At 52.9% G+C, this 19,196-nt stretch carries 22 protein-coding genes; 13 read left to right on the forward strand and 9 right to left on the reverse strand.

From position 1 onward, the window contains the following. Positions 1-19: 19 nt before the first annotated feature. From ACVL1J_RS00505 to ACVL1J_RS00540, 8 genes are all read right to left on the reverse strand, one after another. On the reverse strand, positions 20-775 hold the full coding sequence (locus tag ACVL1J_RS00505; protein WP_159568173.1) for an ABC transporter permease: 756 nt from the start codon (positions 773-775) through the stop codon (positions 20-22). Further along, positions 772-1,680 (reverse strand): ABC transporter ATP-binding protein, encoded by a 909-nt coding sequence (locus ACVL1J_RS00510; RefSeq protein ID WP_159568172.1) that lies wholly within the window; start codon positions 1,678-1,680, stop codon positions 772-774. The genes ACVL1J_RS00505 and ACVL1J_RS00510 overlap by 4 nt, the downstream gene beginning before the upstream one ends. Positions 1,681-1,714: 34 nt before the next feature. Further along, on the reverse strand, positions 1,715-1,960 hold the full coding sequence (locus tag ACVL1J_RS00515; protein ID WP_491665000.1) for an STAS domain-containing protein: 246 nt from the start codon (positions 1,958-1,960) through the stop codon (positions 1,715-1,717). Positions 1,961-1,967: 7 nt separating this feature from the next. Next, positions 1,968-2,591, reverse strand: a complete 624-nt coding sequence (locus tag ACVL1J_RS00520) for an MlaC/ttg2D family ABC transporter substrate-binding protein (RefSeq protein WP_159568170.1) — start codon at positions 2,589-2,591, stop codon at positions 1,968-1,970. A gap of 72 nt (positions 2,592-2,663) precedes the next feature. Then, entirely contained in the window at positions 2,664-3,548 is an 885-nt protein-coding gene (locus tag ACVL1J_RS00525; protein ID WP_236550777.1) for an MlaA family lipoprotein, read from the reverse strand. A gap of 15 nt (positions 3,549-3,563) precedes the next feature. Beyond that, positions 3,564-4,037: an outer membrane lipid asymmetry maintenance protein MlaD gene (gene mlaD, locus ACVL1J_RS00530; RefSeq protein WP_159568169.1), complete on the reverse strand. Its 474-nt coding sequence runs from the start codon at positions 4,035-4,037 to the stop codon at positions 3,564-3,566. A 12-nt stretch (positions 4,038-4,049) separates the two neighbouring features. Further along, positions 4,050-4,835 (reverse strand): lipid asymmetry maintenance ABC transporter permease subunit MlaE, encoded by a 786-nt coding sequence (gene mlaE, locus ACVL1J_RS00535; protein WP_159568168.1) that lies wholly within the window; start codon positions 4,833-4,835, stop codon positions 4,050-4,052. Further along, a complete protein-coding gene (locus ACVL1J_RS00540; RefSeq protein WP_159568167.1) occupies positions 4,832-5,620 on the reverse strand; it encodes an ABC transporter ATP-binding protein in 789 nt (262 codons plus the stop codon). The genes mlaE and ACVL1J_RS00540 overlap by 4 nt, the downstream gene beginning before the upstream one ends. A gap of 167 nt (positions 5,621-5,787) precedes the next feature. Between ACVL1J_RS00540 and ACVL1J_RS00545 the strand changes: the two genes are divergently transcribed. The 8 genes from ACVL1J_RS00545 to ACVL1J_RS00580 are packed head-to-tail and all read left to right on the forward strand — an operon-like array spanning position 5,788 to position 13,626. After that, positions 5,788-7,728 (forward strand): type II secretion system protein GspD, encoded by a 1,941-nt coding sequence (locus ACVL1J_RS00545; protein ID WP_491665001.1) that lies wholly within the window; start codon positions 5,788-5,790, stop codon positions 7,726-7,728. Beyond that, entirely contained in the window at positions 7,725-8,720 is a 996-nt protein-coding gene (locus tag ACVL1J_RS00550; protein ID WP_491665002.1) for a GspE/PulE family protein, read from the forward strand. Before ACVL1J_RS00545 ends, ACVL1J_RS00550 begins: the two co-directional genes overlap by 4 nt. Continuing rightward, complete coding sequence (locus tag ACVL1J_RS00555) at positions 8,710-9,747, forward strand: type II secretion system F family protein (RefSeq protein WP_341237239.1); 1,038 nt, start codon at positions 8,710-8,712, stop codon at positions 9,745-9,747. The genes ACVL1J_RS00550 and ACVL1J_RS00555 overlap by 11 nt, the downstream gene beginning before the upstream one ends. After that, complete coding sequence (locus ACVL1J_RS00560) at positions 9,744-10,604, forward strand: hypothetical protein (protein ID WP_491665003.1); 861 nt, start codon at positions 9,744-9,746, stop codon at positions 10,602-10,604. The genes ACVL1J_RS00555 and ACVL1J_RS00560 overlap by 4 nt, the downstream gene beginning before the upstream one ends. Further along, on the forward strand, positions 10,601-11,146 hold the full coding sequence (locus ACVL1J_RS00565) for a hypothetical protein (protein ID WP_491665004.1): 546 nt from the start codon (positions 10,601-10,603) through the stop codon (positions 11,144-11,146). The genes ACVL1J_RS00560 and ACVL1J_RS00565 overlap by 4 nt, the downstream gene beginning before the upstream one ends. Beyond that, complete coding sequence (locus ACVL1J_RS00570; RefSeq protein WP_491665005.1) at positions 11,143-12,261, forward strand: OrsD domain-containing protein; 1,119 nt, start codon at positions 11,143-11,145, stop codon at positions 12,259-12,261. The genes ACVL1J_RS00565 and ACVL1J_RS00570 overlap by 4 nt, the downstream gene beginning before the upstream one ends. Further along, positions 12,258-12,980, forward strand: coding sequence for a type II secretion system protein (locus tag ACVL1J_RS00575; RefSeq protein ID WP_159568160.1), 723 nt, complete (start codon positions 12,258-12,260; stop codon positions 12,978-12,980). The genes ACVL1J_RS00570 and ACVL1J_RS00575 overlap by 4 nt, the downstream gene beginning before the upstream one ends. A gap of 1 nt (position 12,981) precedes the next feature. Further along, the gene (locus ACVL1J_RS00580; protein ID WP_159568159.1) at positions 12,982-13,626 is read left to right on the forward strand and encodes a type II secretion system protein; all 645 of its coding nucleotides are present in this window, start codon (positions 12,982-12,984) and stop codon (positions 13,624-13,626) included. An 8-nt stretch (positions 13,627-13,634) separates the two neighbouring features. Here ACVL1J_RS00580 and ACVL1J_RS00585 read toward each other — a convergent pair whose 3' ends face one another. Then, on the reverse strand, positions 13,635-15,635 hold the full coding sequence (locus ACVL1J_RS00585) for a monovalent cation:proton antiporter family protein (protein WP_341237233.1): 2,001 nt from the start codon (positions 15,633-15,635) through the stop codon (positions 13,635-13,637). Between the two features lie 106 nt (positions 15,636-15,741). On the opposite strand from ACVL1J_RS00585, the gene ACVL1J_RS00590 reads away from it, so the two are divergent. The 5 genes from ACVL1J_RS00590 to lptB are packed head-to-tail and all read left to right on the forward strand — an operon-like array spanning position 15,742 to position 19,187. Beyond that, positions 15,742-16,734: a KpsF/GutQ family sugar-phosphate isomerase gene (locus ACVL1J_RS00590; protein WP_491665006.1), complete on the forward strand. Its 993-nt coding sequence runs from the start codon at positions 15,742-15,744 to the stop codon at positions 16,732-16,734. Further along, the gene (locus ACVL1J_RS00595; protein WP_159568156.1) at positions 16,734-17,273 is read left to right on the forward strand and encodes a KdsC family phosphatase; all 540 of its coding nucleotides are present in this window, start codon (positions 16,734-16,736) and stop codon (positions 17,271-17,273) included. Before ACVL1J_RS00590 ends, ACVL1J_RS00595 begins: the two co-directional genes overlap by 1 nt. Beyond that, positions 17,270-17,857, forward strand: coding sequence for an LPS export ABC transporter periplasmic protein LptC (gene lptC / locus ACVL1J_RS00600; protein ID WP_159568155.1), 588 nt, complete (start codon positions 17,270-17,272; stop codon positions 17,855-17,857). The genes ACVL1J_RS00595 and lptC overlap by 4 nt, the downstream gene beginning before the upstream one ends. Then, on the forward strand, positions 17,854-18,435 hold the full coding sequence (gene lptA / locus ACVL1J_RS00605; RefSeq protein ID WP_159568154.1) for a lipopolysaccharide transport periplasmic protein LptA: 582 nt from the start codon (positions 17,854-17,856) through the stop codon (positions 18,433-18,435). The genes lptC and lptA overlap by 4 nt, the downstream gene beginning before the upstream one ends. Continuing rightward, positions 18,432-19,187 (forward strand): LPS export ABC transporter ATP-binding protein, encoded by a 756-nt coding sequence (lptB, locus tag ACVL1J_RS00610; RefSeq protein WP_341237229.1) that lies wholly within the window; start codon positions 18,432-18,434, stop codon positions 19,185-19,187. The genes lptA and lptB overlap by 4 nt, the downstream gene beginning before the upstream one ends. Positions 19,188-19,196: the final 9 nt, after the last annotated feature.

Here is a 19,196-nt window from a genome sequence, read left to right on the forward strand (position 1 = left end):
TTTTGATTCAACAGCACTATTATCCCCTCAATTTGTAACCGGAGGTCACCATCCGCATCGCAATTGCGGTCAAAACAGCCCAAGCAGTCAGGCCAATTGCCAGGCTGAACCAGGGACTCACATCGCTCACCCCGAAGAAGCCGTAGCGAAAACCGTCAATGAGGTAGAAAAATGGATTGAAGTGCGACACGGTTTGCCACACGGCCGGCAGGGAGTGGATCGAATAGAACACGCCCGACAAAAAGGTGGCCGGCATAATAATGAAATTCTGGAAAGCGGCCAGCTGATCGAACTTCTCAGCCCATATTCCGGCAATAACACCCATGGTGCCCAGCAAGGCTGAACCCACCAGGGCATGCACCAAAATCCAGACTGGGTTGTACACATGCAAGCCAACAAACGCCACCGTGACCAGCAAAACACCAAGACCAACCGCAATGCCACGCGCCATCGAGGCCAGCACATACGCTGAGAAAAACTCGAAATGGGACAAAGGTGGCAACAGCACAAACACCAGGTTGCCGGTAATTTTGGATTGGATCAGGCTGGACGACGAATTAGCGAATGCATTTTGCAACACCGACATCATCACCAAGCCGGGCACCAGAAAGGCCGCATAGCTAACGCCGGGATAAGGCTCTACCTTGCCATCGAGCACATGCGAGAAAATCATGAGATACAACAAGGCAGTAACAACAGGCGCCAGCACGGTCTGAAAGCTGACCTTCCAGAATCGCAAAATCTCTTTTTTGAACAGGGTTTGCCAACCGGTCATTTGGAACCCCCACTCATCAGCTGCACAAACACCTCTTCCAGATCAGGCTTTTCAATGCTGCACTCCAAAACATCCAGGTGATCTTGGCGGCATTGGGCCAGGATTTGCTCAATTTCAGCAGGGCCGTTCAAGGCCAGGGTGTAACGTCCTTCGCTGACATTCGCCTTCAGTACCCTGGCTTGAAGAGCGGCCGGCAACACGCCATTGAGCTGCATATTTAGCGTTTGATTGGCGTGCTTTTTCAGTAAATTGGGGGTGGTGTCTACGGTGAGCACCTCGCCCTTTTTCAGCATGGCGATGCGGTTACACAGGGTTTCCGCCTCTTCAAGATAATGAGTGGTCAACAAAATGGTGTGACCTTTCTGGTTCAAGCCAGCGATAAACTTCCACAAGGTTTGACGCAATTCAACGTCTACACCCGCAGTTGGCTCATCCAGTACGATCACAGGCGGCTTGTGAACCAATGCCTGGGCCACCATGACCCGGCGCTTCATACCGCCTGACAAGGTGCGCATATTGCTGTCCGCTTTGTCCATCAAGCTGAGCGAATGCAACAGTTCGTCGATCCAGTCGTCGTTCTTTTTTAATCCGAAGTAACCCGATTGAAAACGCAAGGTTTCCCGCACAGAGAAGAAGGGATCAAAAACGAGTTCCTGCGGCACAATACCGATGCTTCGGCGGGCATCGCGAAACTGGTCCACCACGTCAAAGCCCATCACCCTGGCAGAGCCGTTACTGGCCCGGCTTAGGCCAGCAATAATATTGATCAGGGTGGTTTTACCGGCGCCATTGGGGCCGAGCAAGGCGAAGAACTCCCCTTCCTGAACCGTGAGTGACACATTGTTCAAGGAACGGAATTCACCAAAATACTTGGAAACCGAGCTTAGCTCTAGTGCAAACGACATGACTTCTCGCACCGATGAACGGTGCTACAGGTTTTTATGAGAAGAGAGATTGTACTCCGTAGGCAGCGATCAAACTGTCCAGCTGCGCAGGAGGATGTTGGAGTTCAAGGGTTTTGTCTGATTTAAGCACTCGCTTGGCCGCCAAAATGACGACCAAGGCGGTTGAGTCAACGTGCTTGACCGCTGAAAAGTCGATAACGTGATCACCCTTGGCAAAGGCCTTGGTGATCTCGGCGATCACTTCATCTCCGTTGCGAACGGTAATTTGATCAGCCGACACCTTCATATCAACCTTTCGCGTTCAGGGTTTTCAGGGTTTGAATCAAACCGTCCACGCCAGAATTGGCCAGTACGGGACCAAACTGGGCTTTGTAAGAATCCACCAGCCACAGGCCCAACACGCTCAAGTCGTAGATCTGCCATTTACCGTCTTTCTTTTCAACACGGTAAGCCAGGTCCACTGGTGGCGCGCCTTTCTGAATCACGCGGCTGTTCACAATCACATCCGTGTCTTCAGGACGGGCACGCAAGCGATCAACCTGCAAAGTTTGGTCGCCAACCTGAGACAAAGCGCCCGAGTAGGTTTTCACCAAAAGCGTCCGGAACTCTTTGGTAATTTGTTCACGCTGCTCGGGCGTGGCCTCGCGCCAGGGGCGGCCCACCACCAACTGCGTCATTTTTCGGAAATTCACATTGGGCATGACTTTCTGATCAATCAACGCGTCCAGCTTCTTGGGATCAGAAACAAGTTCCTGCTTGCGTGCACGAATCTCAGCCAACACTTCATTGCTGAATTTTTCAACAAACTCGTTGGCAGGTATGTCTTGTGCCAAGGCAGGCTGTGCAATCAGCCCAAAACCCAAAGCAGCAGCCGCAACCCATTGAAACATCTTGTTTACTGCAATATTCATGATTCTTCCAAAACGTTAATCATTAATCTAAAAACGCAATACCTATGGGGTGGTTGACCGACCCAACGCCAATCAGTTCAACAAACCCAAACCTGACTTGGCCCGTTCGCTTTGCTGCAAATCGGTTGGCAGGTTTGCATCGGGCTGTACATCCAAAGGTGTGCGGGCCTGATCAAGCTGCACCAGGGCAGCCTTGAAGGGCGGAAAGTACTGGGGAACTTCACTACGTGACTCTTCCTCAAAATCCTCATAACCCGGATCGGCAGGATCAGGTGCTCCGTCTCGCACCTGGCTGGCCCGGCGTTTCAAATAGGCATCACGCACAAATGCATATTGATCCAGCGCAATGCGCTCAACCAGATCAGTGGCTGGCAACAAGCGCGCGCGTGCGCTTACTGCGCTCAGCAGCACCAAGCTATTGCGAGCCTTTACATTGTCGTAGTGGTAAAGCGGGTCGAGTGACGCACTAACGAACCTTGCCGAGCCATCGCGTAGAGTGCTGGGGCCCAGAAAGGGCAAGATCAGATAGGGCCCCTGGCCCACGCCCCAAACCCCCAGAGTTTGGCCAAAGTCTTCATCGTTCTTCTGGAAACCAAGCTCGGTGGCCACATCAGCCAAACCCACAATACCAATCGTGGTGTTCAATGCAAAACGCGTGATGTCGCTGCCCGCATCTTTGGGCTTACCCTGCAGCAAATTGTTTACCGCAACCCGAACATCGTCGAGATTGGAGAAAAAATTCCTGACCACGATCTTGATTTCTGGTGGCGTTACCCGGTCATAGCCTTGGGCAACGGGTTTAACCACGGCTTTGTCAACAACCTGGTTGAACCCATCAACGGAGCGGTTGAACCCCTCCAGCGGGTCGGCTTCAGAAGGAGCGCGCATGCTGGTACATGCTGTGGACAAGCCAAGCACACCAAGCAGCAAAATTACTTTTCGAATGGACGTTAACACTTCAAATCCCCTTCATCACTTTTCAGAGTCACCTTCCGTGGCTTTGCTGAACAAAAACTGGCTAATCAGGTTTTCAAGCACCACAGCGGATTGCGTACGGGCAAACTTCTCGCCGCTGGCTAAATTCTCGAGGTCGCCCCCGGCTTCAATACCCACGTATTGCTCGCCCAACAGACCCGAGGTAAGGATTCTAGCTGAAGAGTCCTTGGGAAACTCGAACCCTTCCTCCAAATCCAGAGCCACCACTGCGCGAAAGGTGACTGGATCGAGATTGATATTGGCCACGCGACCCACGGTAACGCCAGCACTTTTAACTGGAGCACGTGACTTCAACCCGCCAATGTTGTCAAATTCTGCAGTAACCCGGTATTGGTCGCCCGTGGTGAACGAGCTCAAATTGCCCGCCTTCAAGGCCAGAAAAACCAAGGCGATTGCACCAATCAGTACAAACAGACCCACCCAAAAATTCACTGCCGTGTTCTTTTTCATACCTTCAATCCGTTAAATACTGAACATGAGTGCTGTAAGCACGAAATCGAGACCCAAAATAGTCAGGGAGGAAATCACCACGGTTCGGGTGGTGGCCCTGGAAACGCCTTCGGGGGTGGGCTGACACGCATAGCCCTGGAACAAGGCAATTGAACTGACGGCCACACCAAAAACCACGCTTTTAAGCACGCCATTCAGGATGTCGTCGCGTACGTCCACACCAGCCTGCATCTGAGACCAGAAGGCGCCAGCATCTACGCCAATCAATAAAACACCCACCACATAACCGCCAAAAATACCCACAGCGCTGAACAATCCTGCCAACAACGGCAAGGAAATCAAGCCGGCCACCCAGCGAGGGGTAACAATGCGTGCCTTGGGATCAACCGCCATCATTTCCATGGCAGTCAACTGCTCCCCAGCCTTCATCAGGCCAATTTCAGCAGTCAGCGAGGTTCCGGCGCGCCCGGCAAACAACAGGGCCGACACCACCGGACCCAACTCCCGCACCAGCGACAAAGCCACCAGCAGGCCCAGCGCCTGTTCGGCGCCATACCGGTTCAAGGTGTAGTAACCCTGCAGACCCAATACGAACCCCACGAAAAGGCCTGATACCACAATGATGACCAGGGAATAATTGCCGATGAAATGAATCTGATCAATGATTAAGCGTGGGCGAAGCAACGCTTTGGGCAACAACATGAACAAGGTACCCACGAATCGGGCAAATACGCCCAAACCCGCAATTGTGGCAATTACGCCAGCGCCCAGACGAGAGACTAAAACGACCGGGTTCATGCGAAATCCTCTTGCAAGTTGCGTGCAGGATAATGAAACTTCACTGGGCCTTCGGGCAAACCTTTGATGAACTGCTGAACATAAGGATCTTGGTTGGCCTCTACTTCGGCTGGAGAACCTTGAGCCAGCACCTTGCCATTGGCAATCACGATGACATGGTCACTGATGGCAAACGATTCGTGGATGTCATGCGTAACCACGACCGAAGTTGCACCAAGTGCGTCATTGAGCGTGCGGATCAAGTTGGCCGTGATACCAAGAGAAATAGGGTCGAGGCCAGCGAAAGGCTCATCGTAAAAAATAAGCTCGGGATCTAGCGCAATGGCGCGCGCCAAGGCAACACGTCGGCTCATGCCGCCTGAAATTTCAGACGGAAACAAGTTACTTGCGCCGCGCAGGCCCACAGCGTGCAGCTTCAAAAGCACCAAGTCCCGAATGGCTGCTTCGGACAAATTGGTGTGTTCGCGCAGCGGAAAGGCCACATTCTCGAATACGTTCAAATCGGTGAACAGGGCTCCGAACTGGAACAGCACACCAATTTTTTTTCGAAAAGCGTAAAGCTGCTGGGTACTCGCGGTCACCACGTTCTGGCCCAAAACCTGGACGTCTCCACGGTTGACTGCGTATTGGCCACACATTAAACGCAACAACGTGGTTTTGCCAGAACCTGACCCGCCCATGACCGACACCACTTTGCCCTTCGGAATGTCGAGAGAAATGTCCTCAAGAATGAGGCGGTCGTTATAACCGAAATCCACGTGTTTTAATTGAGCAACAAAGCCCATTGGGGCTCCTTAATAAACGAATACGAGTTTGAAAGCTATTGTAACCCGAAGGACATGCCCTCACCATCCAAATGGTGACAGGCTCACCCACTAGGCATGACCACGAAGCGTGGAAATGGTTTCAGCCGATTATGATTCCCGGCACCTAAACCCCCAAAAGCCGACCTGTGCGCTTATCACGTGTGTTTTTAACCGGCCTGACCGCCGCCCTGTACGCTTGCGCGACCACCCCACCCCCAAGCAACTCACCAACCGCAACAGTCGAAGCCGGGCACGCGCTAGAGCTGAATGCTGTTTTTTGGGCCGATAAAATCCACCACCGCAGCAACGCCTGGCAAAGACATCAAGAAACATTCACATTCCGGCTTGAAAACATTGCCGCCAGCCAAGTGCTCGAATTGATCTCGCGCGAACTGCAACTTGGCTATGAAATGGATGGATGCGGCGACACTCCAGTCAGCCTGGTGGGAAGGGACATGCCCCTTCAACAGGTCATTGAAAGCCTGGAGTTTCAGGCCGGAGCCAATGTGTTGTTTGAAGGAAAGCTGCTCTCAATGCGGTGCGAAGTTGACCAGCTTCGGGTTTACACCCTCGATTACCTGTCCATTGCCAGGCAAATGAATGACTCCTCAAGTCTGAGCTCGGCGATTGCAGGTGGCCCGCGCGAGTTAACTGATCGTCGGGAAACCGGAAATCGCTCGGAGCTGGTTCTGAACAATTCGCAGCAACACGACTTGTGGCAAGACATCTCCTCTCAAATCGAACAGATCATTCAGGTTCAACCAAAACCAATTGAGCTATCCAGGCGTGAGCGGGTAATCGATGAAGAAGAAGACCGGACTTATGCGAGCACGAGAAACAGCTCACCCCGCAGACAATCGCCCAACCTGAAAAGCGCCACTGCCGTGTCCACGGAAAAACGAGACATCACCACCACACGCAAGGAAACCCGGTCGGGACGTGTCATTGCAAACCCCGAGTCCGGAACGGTCTCTGTGATTGCAAAACCCAGTCACCATCGCCGGGTTGTGCAGTGGCTGGAACAAATTCAGCGCAGAGTGGATCGGCAAATCGTGATCGAAGCCGTGATTACAGAAATATCGCTGAACGATCGCTATGAACGCGGAATCGACTGGAACGTGCTTCGTCAAAATGGCGTCACTGCAGGTTTGGCAGTGCAAGGATTGAATCTGACCAACCCGGCTTTCACATTCACAGCATTGCGAAACACCAGCGGCGCTGACACCAATATCGCCTTGCGACTGCTCGAGGAGTTTGGTCGCACAGAGGTGCTTTCTTCTCCACGTGTGGTCACCATGAACCAACAGGCCGCAGTGCTGAAAGTGATCGACAACAGGGTGTATTTCACCACCGATGTTCAAACCAGCGCACCCACACAAAACAGCCCCGCCTTTTCAACGTTCACGACCCAGGTTCAAACAGTTCCGGTTGGCTTTTTAATGACAGTCACACCGCAAATAGCGGACAACAATGCAATTCAACTGCGGGTTCGGCCCACACTCAGCCGCATTGTGGGTTTTGTTCAAGACCCGAACCCGGCCCTGCAACAACTCAATATTGTCAGCAAGGTACCCGAGGTGCAAACCCGTGAACTCGAGTCCATATTGCGCTTGAAAAGTGGCGAAATGGCTTTGCTTGGCGGCCTGCGGCAAAAAGAAAACAAGCGCCTGGATCGTGGCATTCCCGGCACACCGGAATCAATTGACCTGATCACCCAAAGCCAAACCCGGGGAGAAAGCCACATTGAACTGGTGATATTGCTGAAGGCCACCGTACTGGAAAGCGCCACGGCAAGCCAACTTGAGCCAGGCCAGGAGCTCGGAGAGCTTAACAAAGCGCTGGCCGATGGCCTTACCCTGTACCAAGCCAATCAGACCAAAGCACTGAATGCCTTGCTTGCCCTGCTAATGAAGCGCTACCCCAATACCCCAGAGCCCTTTTACAACATGGCTCTTCATCAGAGCAAGCAAGGGCTTTTTACAGATGCACTTGCGCATTTGGCGCAAGCCGAAGCCCAATGTGAATACAAGCAATGTTCTCTGCCCTTGCTCACCGTGCGCTCTTTGATTCAGGCAAAAATTCAATGACACACACGGTGCAGCTCCCTGCGTTCAAGAATATCGACAGCGCGATCGCCTACGCTGCCGCCCAGAATGCATCCGACATTCACATCACGCCTGCCCCAGAGAATTTCACGGTGCGTTTGCGCGTCAATGGTGCATTGGGGCCAATTCAGGAGATTCCCAACGACACCGGCCGATCGCTCATACAAGCTTTCAAAGCCGAAAGTAAAATGAACATCGCGGAAACGCGGCGCCCACAAGACGCACGATTAACCCGCAACAACATTGACCTTCGGCTGGCCACACACCCCAGCCTTCACGGCGAAAACATGGTGGTCCGGCTATTGAATACGCAAAGCCGCATGACCCTCAATGCACTGGGTTTAAGCAACCCCGCCTTAGCTCACATTCAACACTTGCTTACCCACGAGAACGGATTAACTCTGGTTGCGGGCGCCACCGGCAGTGGAAAAACAACCATGCTGCATGCCATGCTAAACAGCCTGGGGTCGCATGCCGGTCGCATTGCCACACTTGAAGATCCGGTAGAAATCATCAACCCGGATGCAGTTCAAACAGATCTCTCACGATTGCCACACATGAATTTTGCATCGGGTTTGCGCTCGCTCATGCGTCAAGATCCCGACACCATTCTTGTCGGAGAAGTGAGGGACGAAGAGACCGCCGAGCTCACCCTGAATGCTGCGCTCACGGGGCATCGGGTTTTTGCTTCCGTGCACGCACCCGATTGCCTTGGGGCAATCAGTCGACTCACTGAACTGAATGTGCGCCTGGAAAGTTTGATGAATTGCTTGAACGGCGTTGCAACCCTGAGGCTAAAACCAGCAGCCCCAAACGGACAACGTCAGCTGTGGGCTGAAGTTATTGACCTGAAAGGCGTACCTCGCAAGGAGGTGCTCAGTTGCAAAGCAATTGGCGAGCTCATGTCTCTGCTGTCGCCTTTGAATTACCTTCAATTTCCAACCTCGACCACGCTGCTTGCCAATGAACAATAAATCACTTGGCGACAAAATTACGCCGTCCACATGGCGCACATGGCTTGGGCAATGGGCAGAACTCTTGCAATCCGGCATGCCCGCACTCGATGCACTTGCACTGAGCAGCGAGCTGCAAACCGACCACTCACAAGGAAAACTGTTGCGCCTTGGTTTGTCTCGAACTGCGCAATTCCTGCAAGAAGGACAAAACCTTCAAACTGCATTTCGTGCCTCGTTTATCAAAGTACCCATGCATCTGGAAATCGCGTTGGTGTGTGCACAGGCCAGCGGCGATCTTGGCATGGCATTGCAAACGCAACTGGACCGCTGGAAAACCACCAGCGATGCACAACATGCCTTGGGCAAAAGCATGATTTACCCACTGCTGGTTTTAACATTGGCCTGCGCATGTTGGGTACTGCTGCATCAGGTAAGCGCGCCTCATTTGGCGCACACAACAGCCACATCGGAAAGTGCAGCCAAGTGGTCAGACACTTTAATTTTGATGGGTGCATTGCTCTTCGCAATTGCCGGATACTTCCGATTAAAACAGTCTCGAAATCAGCAAGAAAAACGACCATTGCTGCCACACAATATTTGGCTTTCTTCCAATTTCTATCATGTAATCGCTTGTGAACTGCATGCAGGCCTGGACCTGATGCACTGTTTGCGGCACCGCACACTGCCCGCATCAAAATGGCTGGGCGCACGTCAACTGTCTACACGTACCTTGCTTGCACTCAACGGTTTAATGCAACGCATTCAACAACAGCTAAAACAGGGTATGTCGCTTAGCCAGTCAATGAGTTTGGCTGGGGCACCAGGTTTTCTGATACGCCAAAGTCAACTCGCCGAGCAAACTGGCAACCTGGCTTACTGCTTTTTTCTGGCGGCAAAGGTCTATGAAATGCAGGCACGGGAAACTCAACAACGTTTGCAGAGCACATTGCCATCTGTCGCCTTGGCTGTTGCTGCACTTACCCTTGCTCTGGCTTATCAATTCACGCTGGCGCCGCTTTACAACAACCTGACGGGTTTGTCATGAATTCAGCCGCGACGCATGCAGATGTTTGGGTGCTTGAGCAGGAACTAGTCCTTCTGTTTCGGCAACAAGACCAGCACTGGATCGAGGAAATGCGACTTCCCTACAGCGAATTTATTGGAAGCGCCATTGCGCTTTCCAGTTTCAGCCTTGCGGACACCGCGGTTTACCTCAACGTATTTCAAAACACAAACACAGCTGCATTCTGGGCCGAGCAACGCTGGGCCGGCGTGGCAGAAAACCCGCTTCGGATCATTGAGGCACCAGTAACCGCTTTTCATCAGCAAGCACTCACTGAACTACGCGGAATGGGCAAAAAATGCCGAATCATTTCTGCGACAAAATCGGCGCAGTTCAATCACGCTGTTCAAATGGCACGGCTCAACCAGCACGAATTTAAACACCTCAAAAAATTCATTGCTGCAAACAAGTCCTCTACCCGCGAATTGCAAAGCAGCTTGCGTTTGTATCTTGGATTGTGGACACAGCCATCTGGAAATTACCAGGCCATTCGAGGGGTGGCTTTGGCTTGCACACTCGCAACCTTTTTATTGATGAGTTGGCACAACAATCAGCAACAGCCGGTGCTCGACACAGTCAGATTGCAGCAATTCCAACATGCACATCAACGCAATTCAAACAACACTAAAACTGTGGCATTTGGCGATTGGCTAGAGCAACTGAGCAAGTTTGGCCGCAGCGAGCGTGCCAACCTGACCTCGCTGAAAGTCTCCTGGAACGAACAAGGTGAAATTCTGACAATTGCAGACCTGGAACGAGATCGCAAAAGGGTTCCAAAGGCATGCACCCTCAATAACCCAAAACAGGCAAAGTGCTCAGTGGGGGCAACAGTCCAATGACGAAACCCCACCGCACCCCACAACAAATTGTTCACTTCCGAACAATTCGCTCTGTTCTCGACTTGGTCATTGTGGCGGCCGCAATGGCTGTACTTATTCATTTACTGAACCTGGAGTTTGAGCACAAGCTGAGTCAGAAACCAAAGCTGAACATTCAAAAAACAGTTCGACCAAACCAAACGCTGGTCATTGAAGAAAACTTCAAGGAAGAGACCGGTCTGTGGCAAAGCTGGAACGCCTGGATCCATAGCAATCAACCAGGTGCCGGGCATTGCCTGATCGAAACAAGACCTGAGTCGATCGACAACCCCTTTTACCTATTGTGCTTTGGAAAAGTAAGTTCAGGCGGCAATTTGGAACTGCCTGACAGCAAGGCATGGCTTGACAACAATTTGTTTGTCAAACCGGAAATACCTGCGCCCCCGCCTACCGAGAAAAGCAGATCCAGTGTCACAGATATTCCTTACACGGTGCAAGGCTGGATCAATACGAAAACAGGTCGGAAAAACTTTGACCCCGTTCAAGGCAAATGGGTGCCATGAAAACACAGCCAATGCACCAAGGTTATTCACTGCTTGCAATCGTGCTATTGATGATGCTGCTGAGCTTTGCTGCGCTTGAGTTTCGCAACAACACAAGCTTCAAGCAAAACCTGCTGCTTCAACAACAGGCTCGTGAAACTCAGACCCTTGAACACATTCGTTCCAGTTTGCTTGGATTTGCAGCCAGCCAGGGCTTGCATAGCCAAAGCCATTTGGGTCATTTGCCTTGCCCCGCCCTGTTACCCGGAGAATATGCACAAACCAGCTGTTTGAATAAAGCATGGGGCTACCTGCCAGTTCACAGCAAGATTGCGGTCAACTATCTCAATGCCGGCATTGACGCCCGCTTCAACGAACTGACCTTATCAACAGACACACACTGGGAGTACGCAGTTTCAAGCCAATTGATTCAGCCCAATGCCCTGGGCTGGGGGCGGTGGGTGAATTATTCAAAGCCCGCAATTCAAATTCGCATTCCCGCTGAAAGCGATCGCACAGAAACAAACCTTGTTGCAGTGGTCGCCAAAAAAATCACGCCAACCGCGGAACACCATTACGACATCACGCCGCCCTATGTGCTCGTTCACCTCCGTGAACTGCAAAGCCACATGAAAAGGGTTCAAGTGACTCAACTTAAAAGCACACTGAAAACCTGGCAGCAACTGAATCCCCAATTCAATTCAAACGCGAGCCCACATGAAAACATGACACTCAAAGACCCTCTTGCAAAGGTCTATCAACCCATCGACTCGGGTTGCCAATGCCGATGTACCAAAACGCGCTGCACCTGCAGCTGCCTCAACCCGGGCAGCTGGATTTCGACTGCTGTGTGCCTGAATGGCAATGTCAACTGTGCAAGCCACAACATGCAAACACATTGCACCAGTACAGTTGACGAGCCCTGTGTGTTTGCGGGCCCAGCCAGCTTGCAGAACCTGTGGCCAGTCAGCCATTTCGAACCTGTGGCGGCGACCAACAAATCGTGCCGTCCCGTGCACAGCAATCAGTGCCCCCTGAGCCAAAACAACACGGCTTGCACCTGCCATTTTTCGTGGCCCGACAACATCAAATCCAATCTTGAACAATTCAGTTTCAAGCTGACAGGTACACCATGAATACTCGTGGCTTCATGCTGATCGAAGTGGCACTGGTAGTAGTGCTAATGGCCATTATTTTGGGACCCGTGATGCACCTTCTGGCCAATCAGCGAGAGAAGGACAAAGTTCTCGCTCACCTTGAATCTCGACAACGCATTCTGGAATCAGTTGAAGGTTTTGTGTTGGCCACGGGCAGGCTGCCCTGCCCGTCTACCCTGCCCAGCGGGACCGAATCACGCAACGGTGATGCTTGCCTTCATCGCGAGGGCTGGCTGCCGCTTGCAACTTTGGCGACCTGGGGAATTCACGGTCAGTGGAAAATGGCCGTGGCCACGCTTGAGCAAGCCGGGGAGCCCGCCCAGAACGCCTTGGTATCGGCACAACCGTTTGCGCAACTCAACCCACAACAACTCACTGAAATTGTGATGGCACCCTACACAGCCAACTACGCGGTGGGCATGGGGCCATTGCCCGCCATTCACCTGTGTCAGGTTGTGCAAGGGCATGCTTTGCCACAAAACCTCAACGCGGGCTGCGGCGCACACACATTGCTCAATGCCACCACGGTTTGGCTTGCCTACCTCGAGGGCGACCTGATTAATCAAAACCGATATCAACAGTTTTTTATCAACCCCGATCAAGCAGCATCCAATCCGGTCTGGCTTTCATTTGAACGCATGAACTGGCTCTGGATGAAACGCGGCGCACTCGACACACCACACATTCAGGAGAACTAAATTGAAACATTCACGAAAACAGATCCAACACGGATTTTCCCTGCTGGAACTGGCAATCGCACTGGCCGTACTTGCCATACTGGCGGGCGGCGTACTAAAGGGACGCGAGTTACTCAACAGCGCACGGGTGCAAGCCACGATCACCGACATTGCCAATCTGGAAACTGCCTTGTCGGCGTTTCAGGCGCGCTATTCTGCGCTGCCGGGTGACTTCATTGCAGCAGCGGCTGCAGGACTCTCCAACAGTGGAGGTGACGGCAATGGACTGATCGAAGGCGGCGAATCCTGCAATGTTTTTACACACCTTCAATTGTCTGGTTTCATTCAAGGAGATTTCACCGGTGGCAGCGACGAATCCGGTAACTGCACCACAGGCAGCACCATGGGCAATCAGTTTAGCGGCCGCTACCTGCTCAACCACACCATGCAAGGCCCCAACTCCAGAGAAAATGCAATGGCCCTGCTGATTGGAGAAAATATACCTGTTGCCCAGCTCGCAGAAATTGATCGCAAACTAGACGATGGCAACCCCTTGCGTGGCGCCGTGCAAGTGCTCAGTGGCGAGGAGGAATTGTGCACCACACTGGCAAGCCAGTGGGATGAAGAACAGGGCGCAAACTGCGCTGCGCTTTACATTATTCGTTGAGTAAGCGCTTAGCGCACCATGGACTTGCGGCCCAGAATGATGGATTCGGCAAGGCTCAATGAATCAGGCTGACCTTTCAACACCAAAATATCTCCCGACTCCAGTTGCGTATCGGGAGAAGGATCCCCCCCCCGAATGCCCCGCCTGCGAATGGCGCAGACTTCAATATCCAGTTCCAGAATGCCCAACTCCGTCAGGCTTTTGCCCACGCCACTGGCACCCGGTTCCACGAACACCGAATGCAGACGGACCCATTGGTTCTCGGGGGTATCGGCTTCATCGTCGACACCACGGAACACACCGCGAAACATTTGGTAGCGCGACTCACGAATGGCGCGAATCTGTTTCACCACCCGGGAAACAGGCACCCCCAACAGCAGCAAAGCCTGCGAACCCAACATCAAGCTTCCTTCCAGAATTTCAGGCACCACTTCGGTGGCCCCAGCTGCGGTCAGTTTTTCCAAATCACTTTCATCGTAAGTGCGCACCACCACGGGTACATTGGGAGCCAAGGCACGCACAGTAGTCAGCACTTTCTCGGCCGATTTGTATTCTGCAAAAGTAACCACCACACAAGAGGCGCGGAGCAAACCTGCTGCAAGCAGCGTTTCCCGTTTGGCGGCATCGCCAAACACCACCGAATCACCTGCCGCAGTGGCCTCGCGAATACGGTCTGGGTCCAAGTCCAGCGCCACATAGTCGAGGTCCTCACGGTCCAGCAACCGGGCAAGGTGTTGGCCGCTTCGCCCGAATCCACAAATTAAAACATGCTTGGTCGTGGCAAGACTTTTCTGGGCGATCTGGTGAAGCTCAAGCGACTTTTGCAACCATTCCTGACTTGAAAACCGAAGCACTATGCGATCAGCATGCTGAATCATGAATGGCGCAGCCAACATGGAAAGCACCATACTGGCCGTGATGGTTTGCAACCAGGGATCAGGTACCAAACCAAAACCTGCCGAACCGGTGTTGGCCAACAACACAAAACCAAATTCGCCCGCCTGGGCCAGATAAATACCGGTTCGCATGGCTGTACCCGTATTTGCCCCGAATACTCTGGCAAGTACCGCAATCAAGACCAACTTGGCGAGCACCGGGAACACAGCCAGAACAATGACCAAGTGCCAGTTCTCCATGACCACTTGTGGGTTCAGCAGCATGCCCGTGGTAACGAAGAACAGACCCAGCAGCACATCCCGGAAGGGTTTGATGTCCTCTTCAACCTGATGCTTGTACTGGGTTTCAGCAATCAAAATACCGGCCAAAAATGCGCCAAGCGCCAGGGAAAGTTCGGCAAGTTCTGTTAGCCACGCCAAGCCCAGGGTAATCAGCAGCACATTCAGGACAAACAGCTCTTGCGACTTGCTTCGGGCCACAAAAGTCATCCACCAGTTCATCATGCGTTGACCGAATACCAACATCAGCCCCAACACCAGCGCAGCTTTCACCACGGCAAGGCTTAAAGTGGCTGACAGGTTTTCAGCCTCCTGCCCCAGCGCGGGAATAATGATCAACAGTGGAACCACTGCCAAATCCTGAAACAACAAAATGCCCATGATTTGTCGACCATGGGGTGAATCCAGTTCAAGCCGTTCTGACAACAACTTGCTGACAATCGCGGTCGATGACATGGCGGCCGCCCCCGCCAATACAAACGCGGTGCTCAATGGCACTTCCAGAAAATAGCCCGCCAGCAAACCCAATCCCATAACGCCCAGCATCGTCAGGCTGACCTGGGCAAAACCCAAACCAAAAACGACTCGGCGCATGGCGTGTAATTTGGGCAGACTGAATTCAAGGCCTATCGAAAACATCAGGAATACGACACCAAACTCGGCCAAGTGGCGGGTTTCCGGTGTGTCTGGAACGATACCCAGCGAATACGGGCCAATCAGCGTGCCCGCAAACAGATAGCCCAGCATGGCGGGCAGCTTCCAGTGACGGAAAAGCGAGACCGCCAGCACTGCGACCAGCATAAGAATCAAAGAAAGCTCTAGAGCGTTAGGCACGTTTAATGCTTAGGAAGTGAAGAGAATTGGCACGCGCTTTGCTATACTGCCCTGAAAAGAGCACAGCCTCAAGCACCTTTGTTGCTTAAGTCTATCAGGGTCCACCATGTCAACAACACCGTCGAATAATGACAAGCACGATTTTCTGGCCATGGCCAGAGAAGCGTTGGCCATTGAGGCCCAAGCAGTTTCGGCATTGTCCGAGCGCTTGAATGACCAGTTCAGCCAAGCCACCACCGCCATCCTGAACTGCAAGGGTCGGGTGATTTTGATTGGCGTGGGCAAGTCGGGGCTGATTGCCAAGAAGATTGCAGCCACCTTTGCCAGTACGGGCACTCCCTCCTTTTTCGTGCATGCCACTGAAGCCTCGCATGGCGATTTGGGCATGATCACCCAAGAAGACGTGGTCATTGCCCTGTCCAACTCTGGCAATACCGAGGAACTGGTGGCCGTGCTGCCAGCCATTGCACGCCGTGGCGCAAAAATAGTCGCCATGACAGGCAAACCCGACTCCGCCCTGGCGCGTCAGGCTGATTTGGTCTTGGACTGCGGTGTTGAAAAAGAAGCCTGCCCCCTGAATTTGGCCCCAACAGCCAGCACCACAGCTGCTTTGGCACTGGGGGACGCACTTGCCGTGGTTGTACTTAAAGCCAGGGGCTTCAGCGAAGAAGATTTCGCCCTGTCGCATCCCGGTGGCAGCCTGGGCCGCAAACTGCTGACCCATGTCAGCGATGTCATGCGCAAAGGTGATCGCATACCTGCAGTGTCGCCTTCGGCCAGCATCTCCAATGCCATCCTGGAAATCACCAAAAAAGGCTTGGGCATGACCGCCGTAGTCGATCCCGGCAACAAATTGCTCGGTGTTTTCACAGACGGTGACCTGCGCCGCCTGATTGAACAAGGCCTCGACCTGCGCGGTTTGCTGGTCAGCGAAGTCATGAACAGTGCGCCGAAATGTATTGCGCCCGACAAGCTGGCAGTAGAGGCGGTGCGCATGATGGAAGTCAGCCACATTAGCCAAGTCGTAGTGACCGACGAGCAAGGGCACATTGTGGGCGCCTTGAACTTTCATGACCTGTTTGAAGCCAAGGTGGTTTGATGAATCAATTTACCGACCGCAAACCCACCGCCGCAGAGGCCGCATCGCAAATCAAATTGATGGGCTTTGATGTTGATGGCACGTTGACTGACGGTGGCCTGTATTTTGGCAACGAAGGCGAAGTCATGAAGCGCTTCAGCGTATTCGACGGTCAAGGACTTCGGCTGCTGATGGACCACGGCATCAAAGTGATCTGGATCACGGCGCGCTCCAGCGCCATTGTCGAGAAACGTGCAAAAGACCTCGGCATCTACCAGTTGGTCCAAGGTTGCAAAACCAAACTGCAAGCCTATGATGACATTCGCCAATTGCTGGGGCTGGAATGGAATGAATGCGGTTTTTTCGGCGACGACTGGCCCGATTATCCAGTGCTTCAACAGGTTGCCTTGGCAGCAAGTACCCAACACTCCCCGGCCGCCATGAAAACTACAGCCAACTGGATCAACACACGCCCACCCGGTGACGGCGCAGCACGCGAGCTGTGTGATTTTATTCTGAGTCACCAGCCTGGCTACCAGAACCCTTGGGAAGCAACGTGAAACCCGTCAGTGCTTTTTTCAATCTGATTTCGCAGTTCATACCGCTGCTGTTAACGTTCGCGTTGGCAGCTACGTCGTATTGGTTTGCAATTCAGTCCGAGCTCAGCCTGTTCAGTGTCAGTGGCAAAAACGACCCCACCAGCAGCGACTATTACCTGCGCAACTTCTCGGTGCAAAGCCATGACTTGGCCGAGAACAAGTATTCAATTATTCGCAGCAAATCTGCAGAGCACATTCCACAAGGCAATGTGTGGAACATCACCGAGCCGGAGCTTGAACAATTTGAAGCGGGTAACGGCATGGTCAAGGGCAATGCCCGGAAAGGCGTGTACCTGCTCGATACGGATGAAATTTACCTCCGGGAGGATGTGGTAGTGACCAGCCAAGACGAAGGGCTTGTGACCACCATGAAGTCTGAAGAAATACGAATCGACAACATCACCAACGAAATTTCCACCGACAAGAATGTATTGGTAACCCGGCCTGGCCAAAGGTTTGAGGCACAGGGTGCAACATTGAACAACGACACAGGCGAATTGATAGCGCAAGGCTCGGTCAAATTTCGCATAGAGGCAAAACGATGAAATGCTCCAACTGGATTTCCATGGCACTGGCAGCACAGGCACTGGCTTTCGGGGTCAGCGTGCACGCACTGGAAGCTGACAAACGGCAACCTACCACCATCGACGCCAACCAGATGACGTACAACGAAAAGTCGAACGTGAACGTGTTTACAGGCAATGTGTTACTAACGCGCGGAAGCCTTGTGATTCGCGGCGACAAACTCACGTTGACTGAACGCAGCGACGGCACCCAATTCGCCACAGTGGAAGGAAAACCCGCCCGCTTCAAACAACAACGCGACTCTGAACGCCCCAATGAAGTCTTGCTGATCAACGGCACTGGCAACACGATTGAATTTGACGGCGACAAATCGATTGTTACGCTGACCGGCGCAGCCAGCATTCAGAAAAGCACCAATGGTCAGCTGACTGAATCAATTTCCGGCACCAAAATTACTTATGAACAGAACACCGAATTTTTGAATGTGGTGGGCTCGCCCAACAGCAGCGGATCCTCTCGCGTGCAGGCAGTCATCAAGCCGAAAACCCAAGCGCCTGCACCAGCGCCCGAACCAGCGCCAAAAGGGGGCAGCAAGTGAGTAACACCCCCGCTCAAACCTTGACTGGTCAGGGCCGACTTCAGGCACTCAGCCTGCGCAAGGCCTACCGCAGCAAGCGTGTAATTGAAGATGTCTCACTGCATGTGGACACCGGTGAAGTGGTTGGCTTGCTGGGCCCCAATGGTGCTGGCAAAACCACCTGCTTTTACATGATCGTGGGCCTGGTCAGCGCCGACGAAGGCAATATCTGCCTCGAAGGCCGTGACATCACGCTTCAACCCATTCATGAACGTGCGCGTGCGGGCCTGTCCTATCTTCCCCAAGAGGCTTCCGTATTTCGCAAGTTGACGGTGGAAGAAAACATTCGCGCTGTACTGGAAATTAATCCGCCCAAAGACAAAACGGTGGACCAAGCGGTTGAAGACTTGCTCAACGACCTGCAAATTTCACACATTCGCACCTCGCTGGCCGCCTCACTTTCAGGTGGCGAACGCCGCCGCCTGGAAATTGCGCGCGCATTGGGCAGCCAACCCCGCTTTATTTTGCTGGATGAGCCTTTCGCAGGCGTAGACCCAATCGCCGTACTGGAAATTCAACGCATTGTGGCCTTTCTGAAATCGAAAGGAATTGGCGTGTTGATCACCGACCACAACGTGCGCGAAACGCTGGGCATTTGCGATCGTGCTTACATTATCAGTGCAGGTCGAGTATTGGCCTCGGGTAGTCCGGAACAAATTGTGAAGAACGACGATGTACGCCGCGTGTATCTCGGCGAACACTTCCGGATGTAAAGCTGAGCC

Source organism: Limnobacter sp. G6BE5S (assembly GCF_058448965.1).